Consider the following 17,830-nt stretch of genomic DNA (forward strand, 5'->3'; position numbering starts at 1 on the left):
AGGATGGTTCTTGACGACATGCCCTCTTTCCTCCCCCTGATCTTCTGACTGTCGAAGGCTCACATGGCGATCCACGTTGCCCTCCATCATATGACGCACTACCGCTACGACCGGCTCGTGCGTCTGGCCCCCCAGGTGGTGCGCCTGCGCCCCGCCCCTCACAGCCGCACGCGGGTGCTGTCGTATTCCCAGCGCATCGAGCCCGAGAAGCATTTCATCAACTGGCAGCAAGACCCGTTCGCCAACTACCAAGCGCGACTGGTGTTTCCCGAACCGATGCGGGAATTCAAGGTGACGGTGGACCTGGTCGTCGAAATGGCGGTGTACAACCCGTTCGACTTCTTCCTGGAGCCTTACGCCGAGCACGTCCCTTTCACCTATCCCCCGGCCTTGAAGGCCGAGCTGGCCCCGTATCTCATCGCTGGCGAACGCACCCTGCGGCTGGACGCTTACCTGCAAGCCGCCCGGGCCCGGCTGGCCAGTGGGCCGACGCGCACCGTGGATTTTCTGGTGTCGCTCAACCAGCAGTTGCAGAAGGACATTGCCTACACCATCCGGCTGGAGCCAGGGGTGCAGACGCCTGAGGAAACGCTGGCCAAGGCCAGCGGCTCTTGCCGCGACAGCGGCTGGCTGCTGGTGCAGATGCTGCGCCACCTGGGGCTGGCGGCGCGCTTCGTCTCGGGCTACCTGATCCAGCTCGCGCCCGACGTGAAGGCCGTGGACGGCCCCAGCGGCCCCGAGGCCGATTTCACCGATCTGCATGCCTGGTGCGAAGTGTTTCTGCCGGGCGCGGGGTGGATCGGGCTGGACCCCACTTCCGGTCTGCTGGCCGGCGAGGGGCATATCCCCCTGGCCTGCACGCCACAACCCTCCAGCGCCGCGCCCATCGAAGGCGCCCTGGACGAGTGCGAGGTGGATTTTCGGCACCACATGCAGGTGACCCGCATCCACGAATCACCCCGCGTCACCAAGCCCTACAGCGAAGCGCAATGGGCCGCCATCCAGGCGCTGGGCCGGCAAGTGGACGCCGACCTGCAGCGCGGCGACGTGCGCCTGACCATGGGGGGCGAACCCACCTTCGTGGCCACCCGCGACCGCGACGCCCCCGAATGGAACACCGACGCGCTGGGCCCCACCAAGCGCCACTACGCCACCGAACTGTTGCACCGTCTGCGCGATCACTACGGCGCCGGCGGCTTTCTCCACCTGGGCCAGGGCAAGTGGTATCCGGGCGAACAGTTGCCACGCTGGGCGCTGTCGCTGTTCTGGCGTGCCGATGGCCAACCCGTCTGGCACAAGCCGGAACTGCTGGCCGACGAACGCGAGCCGGCCCGCTACACCGCGCAAGACGCCCAGCGCTTCATCCAAACACTCGCCCGCAAACTGGGCCTGAGCACCCAGTACATCACCCCAGGCTATGAAGACACGTGGTATTACCTCTGGCGCGAACGCAAGCTGCCCGTGAATGTGGACCCGTTCGACGCCAAGCTCAACGACGAGCTGGAGCGCGTGCGATTGCGCCGGGTGTTCAGTCAAGGGCTGGAGCAAGTGGTCGGTTACGTGTTGCCCCTGCAGGCGCATGCGCAGCCCGATGGCTCCCCCAAAGGCGTGCGCACCGGCGTGCCCGCCACCCGCTGGGCCACCGGCCCCTGGTTTTTCCGCGACGAGCGCATGTACCTCATCCCCGGCGACTCCCCCATGGGCTACCGGCTGCCGCTGGATTCGCTGCCCTGGGTGGCCCCGGGCGACTACCCCTACCACATCGAGCAGGACCCGGCCGCGCCGAGAGACCCGCTGCCCGAAGGCACCGCGCTGCGCCAACAATACGCCCCCCATCAAATGGGCGGTGGCTTCGCCGAAGGCGGCGTGGTGTCACTGCAAAGCAGCCCCTACCCCGCGCCTGCCGACCGCGCGGTCTCCAGCGACCTGCCCGCCTGGCAAGGTGATCCGATCGGCCTGGGCGTTGCAGGGGCAGCCCCTGCCCAGCCCATGAGCGCCCGCTATCCCCAGCGCGGCGAATCGGCCGCCTGGCTCACCCGCACCGCCCTGTGCGTGGAAGCGCGTGATCCGCAACGCGCCAACGGCCCCCAGGCAGAGGCCACCCTGGGCGGCCAAAGCAGCCACCTCTACGTCTTCATGCCTCCGCTGCAACGGCTGGAAGACTATCTGGACTTGCTCGCCGCCATCGAAGCCACCGCCGACAAGCTGGGCGTGAACATCGTGCTCGAAGGCTACCCGCCGCCCCGCGATCCGCGGTTGAAGATGCTGCAAGTCACCCCAGACCCGGGCGTCATCGAGGTCAACATCCACCCCGCCCACGATTGGGACGAACTGGTCGAGCACACCGAATTCCTCTACGAGGCCGCCCACCAGACCCACCTGTGCGCCGAAAAATTCATGACCGATGGCCGCCACACCGGCACCGGCGGCGGCAACCATTTCGTGCTCGGTGGCGCCACCCCGGCCGATTCGCCATTCCTGCGCAAGCCCGAACTGCTCGCCAGCCTGATTGCCTACTGGCACAACCACCCGTCGCTGAGCTACCTGTTCAGCGGCCTGTTCATCGGCCCCACCAGCCAAGCCCCGCGCGTGGACGAAGCCCGCAACGACCAGCTCTATGAGCTGGAAATCGCGCTCAACCAGATCCACAAAAGCCGCCAGACGCACGGCGCCGACATGCCCCCCTGGCTCGTGGACCGGACCCTGCGCAACATCCTCATCGACGTCACCGGCAACACCCACCGCAGCGAGTTCTGCATCGACAAACTGTTCAGCCCCGACGGCCCCACCGGCCGCCTGGGCTTGCTGGAACTGCGCGCATTCGAAATGCCACCCCACGCCCGCATGAGCGTGGCGCAGCAATTGCTGCTGCGCGCCCTGGTGGCCCGGTTCTGGCACGAACCCTGGCACGGCAAGCTCACCCGCTGGGGCACCGAATTGCACGATCGCTTCATGCTGCCCACCTTTGTGCGCATGGACTTCGAAGACGTGCTCGACGATTTGGCACGCCATGGCTACCCGTTCGACATCGGCTGGTTCGCCCCCCATTTCGATTTCCGCTTCCCGCTGATCGGACAGGTGGCCGCGCGTGGCATCGAGCTGACGCTGCGCCACGCGCTGGAGCCCTGGCATGTGATGGGCGAGGAAGGCGCCATCGGGGGCACCGTGCGCTATGTGGACTCTTCCCTGGAGCGGCTGGAGGTGCACGTCAGCGGCCACAACGACAGCCGCTATGTGGTCACCGTCAACGGGCATGCCCTGCCGCTGCAAAACACCGGCACCGTGGGCCAGTACGTCGCCGGCGTGCGCTACAAGGCTTGGAACCCGCCCTCCAGCCTGCACCCCACCATCGGCGTTCATGCGCCCCTGACTTTCGACATCGTCGATACCTGGAACCAACGCTCACTGGGTGGCTGCCAATACCACGTGGCCCACCCAGGTGGACGCCACTACGACACCTTCCCCATCAACGCCTACGAAGCCGAAAGCCGGCGACTGGCCCGCTTCTTCCGCATGGGCCATACTCCAGGCACCCTGCAAGCCCAGCCTGCGCCACAGAGCAAGGAGTTTCCGTTCACCCTGGATCTGCGCCGCGTCTGAACCGCCTGCTGCGCTTTGCGGCATACTGCCAGCCCGTGACGAAAACCCCGCTGCCCCTGTTCGACGACGACCCCGGCGCCACCAGCGTCTGCGCGCTGGCCGCCCAGGCGGCCCTGCCTGCCGCCCCAGGCCACTATGACGAGCTGCGCGTGGGCGGACGCAGCGGGCAGCCTTTGGCCCCTCACTGGGCCCGGTTTTTCGAATGGCTCGGCTTCGAAGGCTTCGGCGACCTCAACCGCCGCCGCCACAGCCTGGAGCAGCAACTGCGCGACAACGGCGTCACCTACAACGTCTACGCCGACGAGAACAGCCAGCAACGCCCCTGGGCGCTGGACCTGTTCCCCCTCATCCTGACACCCACTGAGTGGGCCGCCATCGAAGCGGGGGTGTTGCAGCGCACCCGGCTGCTCAACCAGATGCTGGCCGACCTGTATGGCCCCCGCGAACTGCTGCAACGCGGGCTGCTGCCCCCTGCCCTGGTGCAAGGCCACCCTGGCTATCTGCGCCCCATGCAGGGCGTGCAGCCCCCGGGGGGCACCTGGTTGCACATCGCCGCGTTCGACCTCGCCCGCGGCCCCGATGGGCGCTGGTGGGTGGTCAACCACCGCACCCAGGCCCCTTCCGGGCTGGGCTATCTGCTGGAAAACCGGATTGCCATCTCGCGCCAGTTCCCCAAAGCCTTCGCCGAGATGCGCGTGCAACGGCTGGCCGCCAGCTACAAAGCCCTGATGCAAGGGTTGTGCAGCCTGTCGCCCAAAGGGCGGGAAGCGCGCGTGGCCCTACTCACCCCTGGGCCCTACAACGAAACCTACTTCGAGCACGCCTACCTGGCCCGCTACCTGGGCCTGAGCCTGGTCGAAGGCAGCGACTTGACGGTGCGGGATCGCCGCGTCTTCCTCAAAACGCTGAATGGCCTGGAGCCGGTGGACGTGCTCATCAAGCGGCTCGACGACCAGTGGCTCGACCCCCTGGAGCTGCGCAGCGACTCGGCGCTGGGCGTCCCGGGCTTGATGCAGGCCGTGCGCGCAGGCCATGTGCTGCTGGCCAATGCCCCCGGCTCGGCGCCGCTGGAGTCCTGCGCCTTGCTGGGTTTTCTGCCGGCCATCTGCGAGCACCTGCTCGGCGAGCCGCTGGCTCTGCCGTCGTTGGCCACCTGGTGGTGTGGCGAGGCGGCCAGCCTGCACCAGGGGCTGCCGCTCATCAAGCAAAGCGTGGTCAAGAGCACCTGGCCACACTGGGGCAGCGAAGCCGTCATCGGCCCCAGCCTCACCCCAGCCGGGGTGGAGCAAATCACCGGGCGCATCGTGCGCCAGCCCGACGAATACACCCTGCAGGCGTATCTACCCTTGTCGCAACAGCCGACCTGGCGCGGCGGCGACATCGCCCCCCGGCCGGCCATGCTGCGGGTGTTTGCCTTGGCCGACGGACCGCAATCCTGGCGGGTGCTGCCGGGCGGCATGGTCCGGCTCGCCCCACCCGGCCAGGCCATCGCCTCCATGCAGCGTGGCGGCAGCAGCGCCGACTGCTGGGTCCTGACCGATGGCGAGGTGGACCGCACCAGCCTGCTGCACAGCGCCCCCAGCACGCTGAGCATGGCCATGCAAAAACGCATCGTCACCAGCCGTTCGGCAGAAAACCTGTTCTGGCTGGGCCGCTACACCGAACGCGCGGAAAACAGCGTGCGGCTGGCCCGCACCGCCTTGCGCAGCCTGCAGGGTGAAAGCGAGGGCGAAGGCGAATCGAGCCCCGAACTGCAGGCCTGGCTGTCGGCTTGCGCCAAGTACAACGGCCTGGTGCTGCCAGCGGTGCCCGATGCCCAGCAGTCGCCACGGGTGTTCGAGCGCGCGCTGCTGGCCATGCTCAGCCCCGACTCCCCCGCCCAGAGCGTGGGCTACACCCTCAAGGCGCTCAGCCGCGCCGCCAGCCATGTGCGCGAGCGCTTGTCGCAAGAACAGCGCAACCTCATCGAACGCCTGCAAGCCGAATTCAGCGCCCAAACCCAGGGCCTGGGCGCCGATGACGACTTTGCCACCCAAGAAGCGCTGGACGCCTTGGAGCAGGCCAGCGAACTGCTCTCCGCCATCACCGGGGCGCAGACCGACCGCATGATGCGCGATGACGGCTGGCGCATGCTCAGCATCGGCCGCCACATCGAGCGGCTGGCCACGCTGTCTCACGCGCTGGCCGAAGCCCTGCAAAGCGGGGCGGCCTTCGAGCACAGCGGGTTCGAAGCCTTGCTGACCTTCTTCGACAGCACCATCACCTTCCACGCCCATTACCAGCAGCGGCGCGACCTGGTGGCCCTGCTCGACATGCTGGTCACGCAACGCGACAATCCCCGCTCACTGGCCTGGGTGCTGGCCACGCTGCGCTCCCGCCTGCAAAAGCTCCCCACGGCCCATGTGGGCGGCCCCGATCAGTTGCTGCAAGGCCTGCCCGATCCGCAAAGCTGGGACCTGATCGCCCTCAGCGGCGCCATGTCCGGCCCCGCCGGGCAGCAAAACGCCTACCTGGGCCTCATCGAACTCCTGCAGACCTGCACCCAGGCGGCCTATGACCTGTCGGACCGTTTGGGCCATCTGTACTTCAGCCATGCGGACCGGGTCAACCGCAGCTTCCTGCTCTGAACGACCATGCGGCTGCGCATCCTGCACCACACTCGCTACGCCTACCAGGCGCCGGTCGTGCTGGCCCAGCACCTGGCCCACCTGCGTCCGCTGGACGATCATGGACAGACGGTGCTGCGTCACGATCTGCATATCGCGCCCACGCCGATCCTGCAGGAAACCATCCGCGATGCCTTTGGCAACTGGCGCACCTTCTTTGCCCTGCAAAGCCCGCACGAAACGCTCGATGTCACGGCCGACAGCCTGATCCAGACCCAGGCAGGCGAGCCCCTGCCCGACAGCCCGCCTTGGGAATCGGTCCGCGAACGGATGCAGTACCGCGCCCAAGCCCCATATGAGCCCAGCGCGGAATTCGTGTTTCCCTCCCCCTATGCGCCACGCCACGAGGCGTTTGCCGACTTCGCTCGCCCGGTCTTCACCCCTGGGCGGCCTTTTCTGCAAGCCTGTGAAGCGCTCATGGCGCTGATCCACGCCGAACTGCGCTACCTGCCGGCCAGCACGGCCGTCAACACCCCGGCCCAGCAAGCCCTGGCCCAGCGGCAGGGCGTGTGCCAGGACTTTGCCCACATCATGATCGGTTGCTTGCGCAGCCTGGGGCTGCCGGCCCGCTATGTCAGCGGCTACCTGCTGACCCACCCGCCTGCGGGCCAGCCGCGCCTGATCGGCGCCGATGCATCGCACGCCTGGGTGGCCGTTCCCCATGTCCAAGCGCCACCCAGCGCCGGCGAGCCTGCTCAGGCCACACGCTGGGCGCATTTCGACCCCACCAACCACCGCAGCGGCCTGCATCGCCCCGGCGAAGACTATGTCATCCTGTCCGTCGGGCGCGACTTTGGCGATGTCTCGCCGCTGCGGGGCGTCATCCAGGGTGGCGGCGAGCACACCCTGGATGTGGCCGTGACCGTGGCGCCGCCCGAAGAACTGGCCACGCTCATGGGCAATGAAACCGCCTGATCCGCCCATCCCCGGCCCCGTGCGCACACCGCCCCCCTCGCACCGCTGCATAGAATCGGACACGACAGACCGTGCTGGGTGTTTCGCGGTGAAACGCCCCGGCCTGCTTCGGAGGACACCCACATGCCCCACAACGTGTACGACACCCTGCAATCGCTACAGATCCAACTGCCCGAAGTGGCCACGCCGGCCGCCGCCTACGTGCCGTTCGTGCACACCGGCAAGCTGGTGCTGCTCAGCGGCCACATCGCCAAGCGCGACGGCAAGCCCTGGGTCGGCCAACTCGGCCTGACCATGACCACCGACGAAGGCAAGGCCGCCGCCCGCGCCGTGGCCATCGACCTGCTGGGCACGCTGCACGCCGCTTGCGTGGCCGCCGGCACCGACCTCAATGGCGTCAAGCGCATCGTCAAGGTGCTCAGCCTCGTCAACTCCACCAACACTTTCACCGAGCACCACCTGGTGACCAATGGCTGCTCCGAGCTGTTGGGGCAGGTGTTCGGCCCGCAGGTGGGCGCGCACGCCCGCAGCGCCTTCGGCGTGGCGCAGCTGCCGTTTGGCGTGTGCGTGGAAATCGAGCTGATGGCCGAACTGGCCTGACGGCCCGCCTCACCGATCGCCTCAAGCGGGCGGCGGCAGGGCCAGCCCGCTTTCCTCGTAAATGGTGGCAAAGTCCGTGGTCAGCTCCACGCTGCTCCACGCCACCGGGTCGCCCGGCGTCAAGGTGATGCGCTGCCAGCCGATGTCGCCTTCGCGGCGATAGATCTCGATCAACGCCTCGTCCTGCGCGATCAGCACATATTCCTGCAGGCTGGGCAGGGTGCGGTAGGCCATCAGCTTCTCGCGCCGGTCGGTGCCCGCGGTGGATTCGGAGAGCACCTCCACCACCAGGCGCGGCGACTCAACCAGAAAATCCTCGCTGCCGACCTGCTGGTGCTGCGGGTGGCAGGTCACCATCACATCGGGGTAGTAGATGCTCTGCTGCTTGGCCACGCGCAGCTTGGCATCCGCCATGAACGTGCGGCAGGGGCTGCCACGCAGGTGGTGACGCAACAGCGTGTAGACATTGCCTGCAATGATGTTGTGCCGCAGCGACGCGCCGGTCATGGCGTAGATCTGCCCGGCCACGTATTCGTGGCGCACGGGGCTGCAGGCTTCGAGGCGGAGGTACTCCGCCTCGTCCAGGGGCCGGTAGAGTTCTGCTTTCATGGCGGAGTCGTCTCCCAAGGCTGGGGGCGTGACGCCCTATTATCGCCAAGGCAAGCGCCTCAGCGCACCCCTTACTGCACGCGCCAGACGGCTGTGGGCTTGAAGCCGAAGCTGGCGTCGCGCCCTTTGCGGCCACGGGCGGCGCGGGCGTTGTTGAGGCTGCGGATTTCCAGCACTTCATCCCGCCATTTGCCACCCCGCCCCACGCCGTCGATGCGCACGCTGCGCAGGTAGGCCACGGCGCCGGCCAGGGTGTCTTTGCCCTCCAGCCCCATGAGCATGAGACCGCGCCCGCCCTTGGGCTGGTGCTTGAGGTCGCTCAGATCGAAGGTGAGGACCCGCCCGCTGCTGGAGACGCAGCACACCTGGGTGGCCGGTGCCAGCGCGGCCTGGGCCTCCCCACCTTCCGGGGCAGTGGGCGGGGCGAGCACGGTTCCGTCCGGGGCGGCCAGCCGCACCACCATGCCGCCGCTGACCAGCGCGGGGCGGCACACCGTCTCGCCCTCGTTCAGGGTGACGAAGGCCTTGCCGCCCTTGAAGCGGCTCGTCATGTCCTCCACCGTGGCCAGGAAACCATAACCGCCCGAGCCACTGAGCAGCCACATGGACGACGCGGGCCCCGCCAGGTAATGCACCGGCTGCGTGCCTGGCTCCAGGTCGATCAAGGTGGTGATGGGCTGACCGTCGCCGCGCGCCCCCGGCAGGCTGGCCACGGGCACACTGTACACGCGGCCATTGCTGCCCAGCACGATGAGCGTGTCCACCGTGCGGCACTCGAAGGTGCCGTACAGGCCATCCCCCGCCTTGAAGGCAAAGCCCCCCGCGTCGTGCCCGTGGCCGGTGCGCGCGCGCACCCAACCCTTGGCCGACACCACCACCGTCACCGGCTCGTCCACCACCTTGATTTCGGCCACGGCCTTCTTCTCGGCCTGAATCAGCGTGCGGCGCTCATCGCCAAAGGTCTTGGCGTCGGCCTCGATCTCTTTGACCATCAGGCGGCGCAGGCTGGCCGGGTTGGCCAGAATGTCTTCCAGCTTGCCCTGCTCCTCGCGCAGTTCCTTCAACTCCTGCTCGATCTTGATGGCCTCCAGCCGTGCCAACTGGCGCAAGCGGATTTCCAGAATGTCCTCGGCCTGCCGGTCGCTCAAGTTGAAGCGCGCGATCAGCGCGGCCTTGGGCTCGTCACTGGCTCGGATGATGGCAATCACCTCGTCGATGTTGAGCAGCACGATCTGCCGCCCCTCGAGGATGTGGATGCGATCCAGCACCTTGTCCAGCCGGTGGCGGGAGCGGCGGGTGATGGTCGTCTGGCGGAAGGCGATCCACTCCTCCAGCATCTGCCGCAAGCTCTTGGGCACGGGCTTGCCGTCGAGGCCCACCATGGTCAGGTTGATGGGGGCCGACGTTTCCAGGCTGGTGTGGGCCAGCAGCGCGGTGATCAGTTCCTGCTGCTCGATGCGGCTGCTCTTGGGCTCGAACACCAGGCGCACGGGCGACTCCTTGCTGGACTCGTCGCGCACGCCATCGAGCACCGCCAGCAGGCTGGCCTTGAGCTGCGTCTGCTCCTGCGTGAGTGCCTTCTTGCCGGCCTTGACCTTGGGGTTGGTGATGTCTTCGATTTCCTCCAACACCTTCTGAGCGCTCACGCCGGGCGGAAGCTCGGTCACCACCAGCTGCCACTGGCCGCGGGCCAGGTCTTCGATCTTCCAGCGCGCGCGCACCTTCAGGCTGCCGCGGCCGCTGCGGTAGGCGTCGTGGATGTCGGCGGTCGGGCTGATGATCTGGCCGCCACCGGGGTAGTCCGGCCCCGGCAGCAGGGCGAACAGGTCGTCGTCAGGCAGTTGCGGGTTTTTGACCAGCGCCACGCAGGCGTCGGCCACTTCGCGCAGGTTGTGGCTGGGGATCTCGGTGGCCATACCGACCGCGATGCCGCTGGCGCCATTCAACAGCACGAACGGCAACCGGGCCGGCAACTGGCGCGGTTCCTCGGTGGAGCCGTCGTAATTGGGCACCCAGTCCACCGTGCCTTGATCGATCTCGTCCAGCAGCAGGGTGCTGATGCGGCTCAGGCGGGCTTCGGTGTAGCGCATGGCGGCGGCACCGTCGCCGTCGCGGCTGCCGAAGTTGCCCTGCCCGTCGATGAGTGGATAGCGCTGCGCGAAGTCCTGCGCCATGCGCACCAGCGCGTCGTAGGCGGCCTGGTCGCCGTGGGGGTGGAAGCGGCCCAGCACATCCCCCACCACGCGGGCGCTTTTCACCGGCTTGGCAGGGGTGTTGGCGTTCGGGCCGCTGTAGCCCAGGCCCATGCGCTGCATCGCGTACAGGATGCGCCGCTGCACGGGCTTTTGGCCGTCGCACACATCGGGCAGCGCCCGGCCCTTGACGACGCTCAGCGCATATTCCAGATAGGCCCGCTGGGCGTAGGCGGCCAGGCTGTCGGGGTCATCGGCGCAAGCGCCAGCAAGTGGGGGGTCGGAAGGAGGCAGGGATTCGAAACTCATGCCTTATTGTCTATGAGCACAGGCAGCGCCACCGCGCAGCGCATCCGAACCGTCAGAACTCGACCGTGCGCACGCCTTGCGCGGTGCCCAGCAGGCACACGTTGGCCTTCTGGTGGGCAAACACGCCGACGGTCACCACGCCCGGCCAGTCGTTGACCATGCTCTCGAAGGCCAGCGGCTCGGTGATGCGCAAACCGCTGACGTCCAGAATGTGCTGGCCGTTGTCGGTGACCCATGGCGCCCCGTCCTTCAAGCGCAACCGGGCCTGCCCGCCCAAGGCTGCGAAACGGCGCGCAATCTGCTGCGCGGCCATGGGGATGACTTCCACCGGCAGCGGAAAACGCCCCAGGGTCTCCACCCATTTGCTTTCGTCGGCGATGCAGACGAACCGATCGGCCAGCGCCGCCACGATCTTTTCTCGGGTCAGCGCCGCGCCACCGCCCTTGATCATGCAGCCGCGGGGGTCGATTTCATCGGCGCCGTCCACATACACCGACAGGCGTTCGACCTCGTTGGCGTCCCACACCTCGATGCCCAGCGCGCGCAGCCGCGCCGTGGAGGCTTCCGAGCTGGAGACCGCGCCGCGGATGCGGTCTTTGACGCTGGCCAGCGCATCGATGAATTTGTTGACCGTCGAGCCGGTGCCGACCCCCACGATCTGCCCCGGCTCGATGTATTGCAGGGCGGCACGGCCCACCAGGGCCTTGAGTTCGTCTTGGGTCAGGGTGCTCATGGGTAAAAAATGTCCGAAGATGAAATGCGTTGCGGGGCCGATCTGCAACAATCCGTGCGATCCGGGGCACGTCGCCCCGCCCAACACCGGCGATTATCCAATGTCCCTGCTGCCTTACTGGTTGGCTCGCCCGTTTCTGTTTCGCATGGAGGCAGAGGAAGCCCATGAACTGACCCTGCGCCACCTGGAACGCATCCAGCGCACGCCGCTGATGGGGCTGCTGGCGCAACCGCGCGTCAGCGACCCGGTCACCTTGGCCGGCCTGACCTTTCCCAACCGGGTCGGGCTGGCTGCCGGCCTGGACAAGAACGCCCGCTGCATCGACGCCTGGGCCGCCCTGGGCTTTGGCTTCGTGGAGGTCGGCACGGTCACCCCGCTCGGTCAGCCGGGCAACCCTAAGCCGCGCATGTTCCGGCTGCCGCAATGCCGCGCCCTGATCAACCGCCTGGGCTTCAACAACGAAGGGCTGGACGCTTTCTTGGCCCATGTCCAACGCTCTCGCTTGCGTCAGGCCCCGCAGGCCGGCGGGCTGGTGCTGGGGCTGAACATCGGCAAGAACGCTGCCACCCCGATCGAGCGCGCCACCGACGACTACCTGGCCGCGCTGCGGGGCGTGTACCCTCATGCCGATTACGTGACCGTCAACATCTCCAGCCCCAATACGCAGAATCTGCGCAGCCTGCAAAGCGACGAGGCGCTGGAGCAACTCCTCGGCGCCCTGGCAGACGAGCGGCAGAAGCTGGCCGAGCAGCATCAGGTGCGGCGCCCGCTGTTCATCAAGATCGCCCCCGACCTGGACGAGTCCCAGGTCAGCGTGATCGCGGACGCGCTCAAGCGCCACGGCATGGACGGCGTGGTCGCCACCAACACCACCCTTTCACGGGACGCGGTGCAGGGCCTGCCCCATGCGCAGGAAGCGGGAGGGCTCTCGGGGGGGCCGCTCTTGCAGGCCAGCAACGCCATCATCCGCCTGCTCAGGGAACGGCTGGGCAAGCATTTCCCCATCATTGGCGTGGGCGGCATTCTCAGTGGGGAAGACGCCATCGCCAAGATCAACGCCGGCGCCGATGTGGTGCAGATTTACACCGGGCTGATCTACCACGGGCCGGCCCTGGTGACCGAAGTGGCCCGCGCCCTGCTCAAGACCCGGGTCTGACTGGCCGGAGCGGGCGCGTCAGTCGCGCAGCAGGCCAGCCACGTGCTCGCCGATGGCCAGCGCGCTCGTCAGCCCCGGTGACTCGATGCCCAGCAGATTCACCAGACCAGGCACGCCATGGTCCTGCGGGCTATCGACGCGGAAATCGGGCGCGGCCTGCCCTGGGCCGTAGAGCTTGGGCCGCACGCCGCTGTAGGCCGGTTGCAGGGCGCCGTCGGGCAGCCCCGGCCAATATCGGCGCACCTCGGCATAGAAAGCGTCGGCCCGGCGCGGGTCCACCGCATAGTCGATGGCGGCAGGGTCATCCACGTCGAGCCACTCCAGATCGGGGCCAAAGCGGGCTTGCCCTCCCAGATCCAGCGTGAGGTGCACGCCCAGCCAGGCATCCTGCGGGGCCGGGTAAATCAGACGCGAAAACGGCGCCTTGCCACTGAGCCCGTAATAACTGCCTTTGGCGAAATACGGCCGGGGCTGCCACTCGGGGCCCAGGCCATCGATGCGCCGGGCCACATCGCAGGCGTGCAGTCCGGCCGCGTTGACGAGCCGCCGACAGGCCAGCGTCCACACCTCCGCTCCCGCCCGCACCCGCAGGTGAAAGCCGTCGCTGGTCGGCTCGGCCCGCTCCAAGGTCGATGCGAGCGCCACCATGCCGCCGGCGCCTTCCAGATCGCCCTGCAGCGCCAGCATGAAACCATGGCTGTCCACGATCCCGGTCGATGGCGACCACAGCGCCGCCACGCAGCGCAGCGCCGGCTCCATGGCCTGGGCCTGCGCGGCGTCCAGCAGGCTCACCGGCACGCCAAGGCGTTGCGCTCGTGCGGCCATGGCCTCCAGGGCGGCCAGTTGGGCCGGATCGCTGGCCACCACCAACTTGCCGCATTGGCGGTGTGACACGCGCCGCGAAGCGCAATACGCGTAGAGCAGCGCCTTGCCCCGCACGCACCATTGCGCCTTGCGCGAGCCTTCCGGGTAATACAGCCCGGCATGAATCACTTCGCTGTTGCGCGCGCTCACGCCGGTGCCAATGGCCGTCTCGCGCTCCAGCACCACCACCTCGTGGCCAGCCAGGGCCAGCGCGCGGGCCACCGCCAGGCCCACGACCCCGGCGCCCACCACCACGGCATCGACACGGTCCATGGTTCAGCGCCGCTTGAGCAGCCCCCAGAACAGCAGCGCCCCGAGCAAGGCCATGCCGCTGAACACCAGGAAGGACCAGTTGGCAATCGTCAGTCCCAGGAAGGTCCAGTCGATCTTGGAGCAATCACCCGTGCCGCGAAACACCATCGGGATGACACGGCGCAACGGAAAGCTCTCGATCATGCCGTACAAATCGCGCCCGCAGCTGAGCACTTCGGGGGGGAACCACTGGAGCCAGCTCTGGCGGGCGGCGGTGAACGCGCCAAACACCGCCATCACCACCACGCCCAGCGCGCCAGCCATGTGGGCGCCACGCTGCGCAAATGCGGCGGCCAGCAAGGCCGCCAGCCCCACGCCGATCAGGGCATAGCGCTGCACGATGCACATCGGGCAAGGGTCCAAGCCCTCGACATGCTGCAGATACATGCCAAAGGCAAACATCCCCGCGCACACAGCCGCCAACAGCAGGAGCCAGCGCCGGGGATGGGCCGAGAGGAGATGCCACACGCTGTTCACGCTCATCATCAAAGACCTCAGCTTTCGGCAAAGGCGCGTTCGATGACGAAGTCGCCCGGCGTGCTGGTATTGCCCTCCACGAACTGGCGCTCTTCCATCATGCGCTTGAGGTCGCGCAGCATCTCGGGGCTGCCGCAGATCATCACCCGGTCCTCGGCCGGATTCAGCTTGGGCAGCCCCAGGTCGGCTTCCAGCTTGCCGGTTTCGATCAGCGTGGTGATGCGGCCGCGGTTCTTGAACGGCTCACGGGTCACGGTGGGGTAGTAGCGCAGCTGCTTGCTGACCATCTCGCCCAGGAACTCGTGCCGCGGCAAATCCACGGTGATGTACTCGTAATAGGCCAGTTCGTTGACCTGGCGCACGCCATGCACCAGGATGACTTCCTGGAATTTCTCATAGGTCTCCGGGTCGCGGATGATGCTCATCCACGGCGCCAGACCCGTGCCCGTGCCCAGCAGATAGAGGCGCTTGCCGGGCAGCAGGTAGTCGATCAGCAATGTGCCCGTGGGCTTGCGCCCCACGATGATCTTGTCGCCAGGCTGGATGTGCTGCAACTGACTGGTCAGCGGGCCATCGGGCACCTTGATGCTGAGAAATTCCAGGTGTTCCTCATAATTGGCGCTGGCGATGCTGTAGGCACGCAACAAGGGTTTGCCATTGGGCTGCTTCAGGCCGATCATGGTGAAGTGGCCATTGGAAAACCGCAAGGACTGATCCCGGGTCGTGGTGAAGCTGAACAGGCGGTCGGTCCAGTGGTGGACCGTCAGGACACGTTCCTCGTTGAATGCACTCATGATGAAAGCAGCAGGCCGACGCCCCGCCATGGCAGGCACGGAGCGGCGACGGTTCAGAAAAAAGACGATGGCGCGGGCTGCCAGCCAGCCGATGCGACAGCCGCAAGTGTAGCCACTGCCCGCTGCCAGCGCCTTGACATCGCGCAAGCCCGCCACGGCATGGGCCTTTGGGCGCTTGGGTTACAGTGACGGCTGGTTGCGGGCAGCCACGCGCTGGCAGCGGCGAAGGCGGATTCTGCCCCATTGCCGATCAAACCCGAAAGAATAAAAACTCATTTGCACATAACGCCAACCCGATCTGAAGGACGATTCATGGCACGCATGGTTCAATGCATCAAACTCGGCAAGGAAGCCGAAGGCCTCGACTTTCCCCCCTACCCCGGCGAACTGGGCAAGCGGATTTTTGACAACGTGAGCAAGCAGGCGTGGGCCGACTGGCTCAAGCACCAGACGATGCTCGTCAACGAGAACCGGCTCAATCTGGCCGATGCAAGGGCCCGCCAGTATCTGGCCCGGCAGATGGAAAAGCACTTCTTTGGCGAAGGCGCCGACCAGGCCGCGGGCTACGTGCCGCCCACCCAGGGCTGAGCCGGCCCGATGGCGGACTCGCCCGTGGCGTGGCTGCCAGACGGCACGCCGCACTGCCCCCGCTTTGACGACATTTACCGCAGCCGCGGCACCGATGCCTTAGGCCCGTGGGCACAGGCGCGAGAGGTGTTCCTGCGCGGCTGCGGCCTGCTGGCCGACAGCCAAACGCCGGCACGCTGGGCACGCCAGCGCCAATGGCACATGCTGGAAACCGGCTTTGGCCTGGGGCTGAACTTCCTGGCTGCCTGGCACGCCTGGCGCGCTGACCCGGACCGCCCGCAGCGGCTGTTTTTCAGCTCCATCGAAGCCTGGCCCGTGAGCGCCGAAGACCTGCGGCGCAGCGCCGCGCCTTTCGAGGCTCTGCGACCGCTGGCCGACGAGCTCGCCCGCCAGTGGAAGGGGCTGCTGCCCGGCACACACCGGCTGGTGCTCGACGACGAACAGGTGCATCTGACCCTGTACGTGGCCGACGTGGAACGCGCCCTGCCCCTGATCGACACCCCGGCCGACAGCGTGTTGCTCGACGGCTTTTCGCCGCGCAGCAATCCCCAGATGTGGAGCCCCGCGGTGATCAAGGCCATCGCGCGGCTGTGCCGCCCAGGCACTGGGCTGGCCACCTGGACGGTGGCCCGGTCGGTGCGCGATGCGCTGCAACAACACGGATTTCGGGTCTGCAAAGCCCCAGGACTGCCGCCCAAGCGGCACCGGCTCGAAGCGGTCTTTGAGCCACGCTGGCCAGTCGGACGCGCATGGCGCGCCGCGCACCACGCCGCGCCACCGGGGCGGGCCGTCATCGTCGGCGCCGGGCTGGCCGGATCGGCCGCGGCCTGGAGCCTGGCTCGGCGCGGCTGGACGGTCGAGGTGCTGGATGCCGCCGCGGCGCCTGCCGCTGGCGCATCCGGTCTGCCCGCAGGGCTGATTGCCCCCCACGTGTCGCCCGATGACGCCCCCCTGTCGCGCCTGAGCCGCGCCGGCGTGCGGGCCACGCTGCAACGGGCCCATGCCCTGCTCGACCACGGCAAGGATTGGGCACCCACCGGCGTGCTGGAGCACCGGGTGGAAGGCAAGCGCGCCCTGCCTTTGGCCGCTGACGATGAAACCGCCCTCTGGATGGCGGACTGGACCGCGCCCGCTGACATCCAGCGTACCGTGCCGAGCGCCCTGCCCCCGCAAGCCCAGGCCTTGTGGCATGCCTGCGGCGCCTGGATTCGCCCTGCCCGGCTCGTGCGCATGCAGCTCAGCCATCCGGGGATACGCTGGCGCGGCGGCTGCCCGGTGAGGACCGCAGAGCGCACGGCCGCAGGCTGGCGGCTTCTGGACGCAAACGGCTCCCCCCTGGCCGAAGCCGATGTGCTGATCCTGGCCTGCGCCTACGCCACTCGGGCATTGCTGGCGCAAGTCACCGGTGCCGAAGCCACGCTGCCGGCCCACCCGCTGCACGGCCAAGTGAGCTGGGGGCCCATGTCGGCCGTGCCCGCCGCCGCCAACTGCCTGCTGCCGCCTTGGCCGGTCAACGGACACGGCAGTTTCCTGCACGGCATCCCGGGCGATGGGGGCCAACCTTTTTGGATCCTTGGCTCCACGTTTGACCGCGGCCAAACCCAGCCCACCGTCAGCCCGGAGGGGCATCGAGCCAACCTCGCGCGGCTGCAACGGCTTCTGCCCGCTCTGGGCGAGGCCATGGCGCCCGCCATCGAGCAGGCCCAGGGCTGGGCCGCCGTGCGCTGCACCCTCCCCGACCGCATGCCGGCCATTGGCGCCATCGATCCGGGGCGCTGGTCTGGCCTGTATGTCTTCACCGGCCTGGGCGCTCGGGGGCTGACCCTGTCTGTCCTCGGCGGAGAATGCTTGGCGGCCCAGCTGCACGGCGAGCCCTGGCCGGTTGAACCAGCGCTGGCCAAAGCCCTTCAGGCCGGCCGCTTCATGCGTTGACCACCGCCTGCTTTATTTCCATATGGAATGACGGCATGAGAAAAATGTAGTTTGCATTCATGTAAACAACCCGTACAGTCGCG

The 17,830-nt window shown here is 67.6% G+C and carries 13 protein-coding genes; 7 read left to right on the forward strand and 6 right to left on the reverse strand.

All coding sequences use genetic code 11. From position 1 onward, the window contains the following. Positions 1-63: 63 nt before the first annotated feature. From DFR43_RS06270 to DFR43_RS06285, 4 genes are all read left to right on the forward strand, one after another. Positions 64-3,600: a transglutaminase family protein gene (locus DFR43_RS06270; protein ID WP_133596758.1), complete on the forward strand. Its 3,537-nt coding sequence runs from the start codon at positions 64-66 to the stop codon at positions 3,598-3,600. A gap of 35 nt (positions 3,601-3,635) precedes the next feature. Next, positions 3,636-6,227 (forward strand): circularly permuted type 2 ATP-grasp protein, encoded by a 2,592-nt coding sequence (locus tag DFR43_RS06275; RefSeq protein WP_211338613.1) that lies wholly within the window; start codon positions 3,636-3,638, stop codon positions 6,225-6,227. A 6-nt stretch (positions 6,228-6,233) separates the two neighbouring features. Then, complete coding sequence (locus DFR43_RS06280) at positions 6,234-7,181, forward strand: transglutaminase family protein (RefSeq protein ID WP_133596761.1); 948 nt, start codon at positions 6,234-6,236, stop codon at positions 7,179-7,181. A gap of 123 nt (positions 7,182-7,304) precedes the next feature. After that, a complete protein-coding gene (locus tag DFR43_RS06285) occupies positions 7,305-7,781 on the forward strand; it encodes a RidA family protein (protein ID WP_133596763.1) in 477 nt (158 codons plus the stop codon). 21 nt (positions 7,782-7,802) lie between these two features. Here DFR43_RS06285 and DFR43_RS06290 read toward each other — a convergent pair whose 3' ends face one another. The 3 genes from DFR43_RS06290 to rpiA form a co-directional block, all read right to left on the reverse strand. Further along, positions 7,803-8,390, reverse strand: coding sequence for a Uma2 family endonuclease (locus DFR43_RS06290; protein WP_133596765.1), 588 nt, complete (start codon positions 8,388-8,390; stop codon positions 7,803-7,805). A gap of 71 nt (positions 8,391-8,461) precedes the next feature. Then, positions 8,462-10,891 (reverse strand): DNA topoisomerase IV subunit A, encoded by a 2,430-nt coding sequence (parC, locus tag DFR43_RS06295; protein ID WP_133596767.1) that lies wholly within the window; start codon positions 10,889-10,891, stop codon positions 8,462-8,464. Positions 10,892-10,943: 52 nt separating this feature from the next. Next, positions 10,944-11,624, reverse strand: a complete 681-nt coding sequence (gene rpiA, locus DFR43_RS06300; protein ID WP_133596770.1) for a ribose-5-phosphate isomerase RpiA — start codon at positions 11,622-11,624, stop codon at positions 10,944-10,946. Between the two features lie 100 nt (positions 11,625-11,724). Between rpiA and DFR43_RS06305 the strand changes: the two genes are divergently transcribed. Then, on the forward strand, positions 11,725-12,780 hold the full coding sequence (locus DFR43_RS06305) for a quinone-dependent dihydroorotate dehydrogenase (protein WP_133596772.1): 1,056 nt from the start codon (positions 11,725-11,727) through the stop codon (positions 12,778-12,780). Positions 12,781-12,798: 18 nt separating this feature from the next. Here the strand turns inward: DFR43_RS06305 and DFR43_RS06310 are convergent, their stop codons facing one another. The 3 genes from DFR43_RS06310 to DFR43_RS06320 are packed head-to-tail and all read right to left on the reverse strand — an operon-like array spanning position 12,799 to position 15,227. Then, positions 12,799-13,917, reverse strand: coding sequence for an NAD(P)/FAD-dependent oxidoreductase (locus DFR43_RS06310; RefSeq protein ID WP_133596774.1), 1,119 nt, complete (start codon positions 13,915-13,917; stop codon positions 12,799-12,801). 3 nt (positions 13,918-13,920) lie between these two features. Further along, positions 13,921-14,439, reverse strand: a complete 519-nt coding sequence (locus DFR43_RS06315; protein ID WP_133596776.1) for a disulfide bond formation protein B — start codon at positions 14,437-14,439, stop codon at positions 13,921-13,923. A gap of 11 nt (positions 14,440-14,450) precedes the next feature. Continuing rightward, positions 14,451-15,227 carry a ferredoxin--NADP reductase gene (locus DFR43_RS06320; protein WP_133597046.1) on the reverse strand — a complete coding sequence of 259 codons (777 nt, stop codon included), beginning with the start codon at positions 15,225-15,227 and terminating at the stop codon, positions 14,451-14,453. A gap of 312 nt (positions 15,228-15,539) precedes the next feature. Here DFR43_RS06320 and DFR43_RS06325 point away from each other — a divergent pair, with 312 nt between their 5' ends. Both DFR43_RS06325 and mnmC read left to right on the forward strand, forming a co-directional pair. Beyond that, the gene (locus DFR43_RS06325; protein ID WP_133596778.1) at positions 15,540-15,815 is read left to right on the forward strand and encodes an oxidative damage protection protein; all 276 of its coding nucleotides are present in this window, start codon (positions 15,540-15,542) and stop codon (positions 15,813-15,815) included. A gap of 9 nt (positions 15,816-15,824) precedes the next feature. Continuing rightward, positions 15,825-17,747 (forward strand): bifunctional tRNA (5-methylaminomethyl-2-thiouridine)(34)-methyltransferase MnmC2/FAD-dependent 5-carboxymethylaminomethyl-2-thiouridine(34) oxidoreductase MnmC1, encoded by a 1,923-nt coding sequence (gene mnmC, locus DFR43_RS06330; protein WP_133596780.1) that lies wholly within the window; start codon positions 15,825-15,827, stop codon positions 17,745-17,747. Positions 17,748-17,830 lie beyond the last annotated feature (83 nt).

This window comes from Tepidicella xavieri (assembly GCF_004363315.1).
Lineage (GTDB): Bacteria > Pseudomonadota > Gammaproteobacteria > Burkholderiales > Burkholderiaceae_C > Tepidicella > Tepidicella xavieri.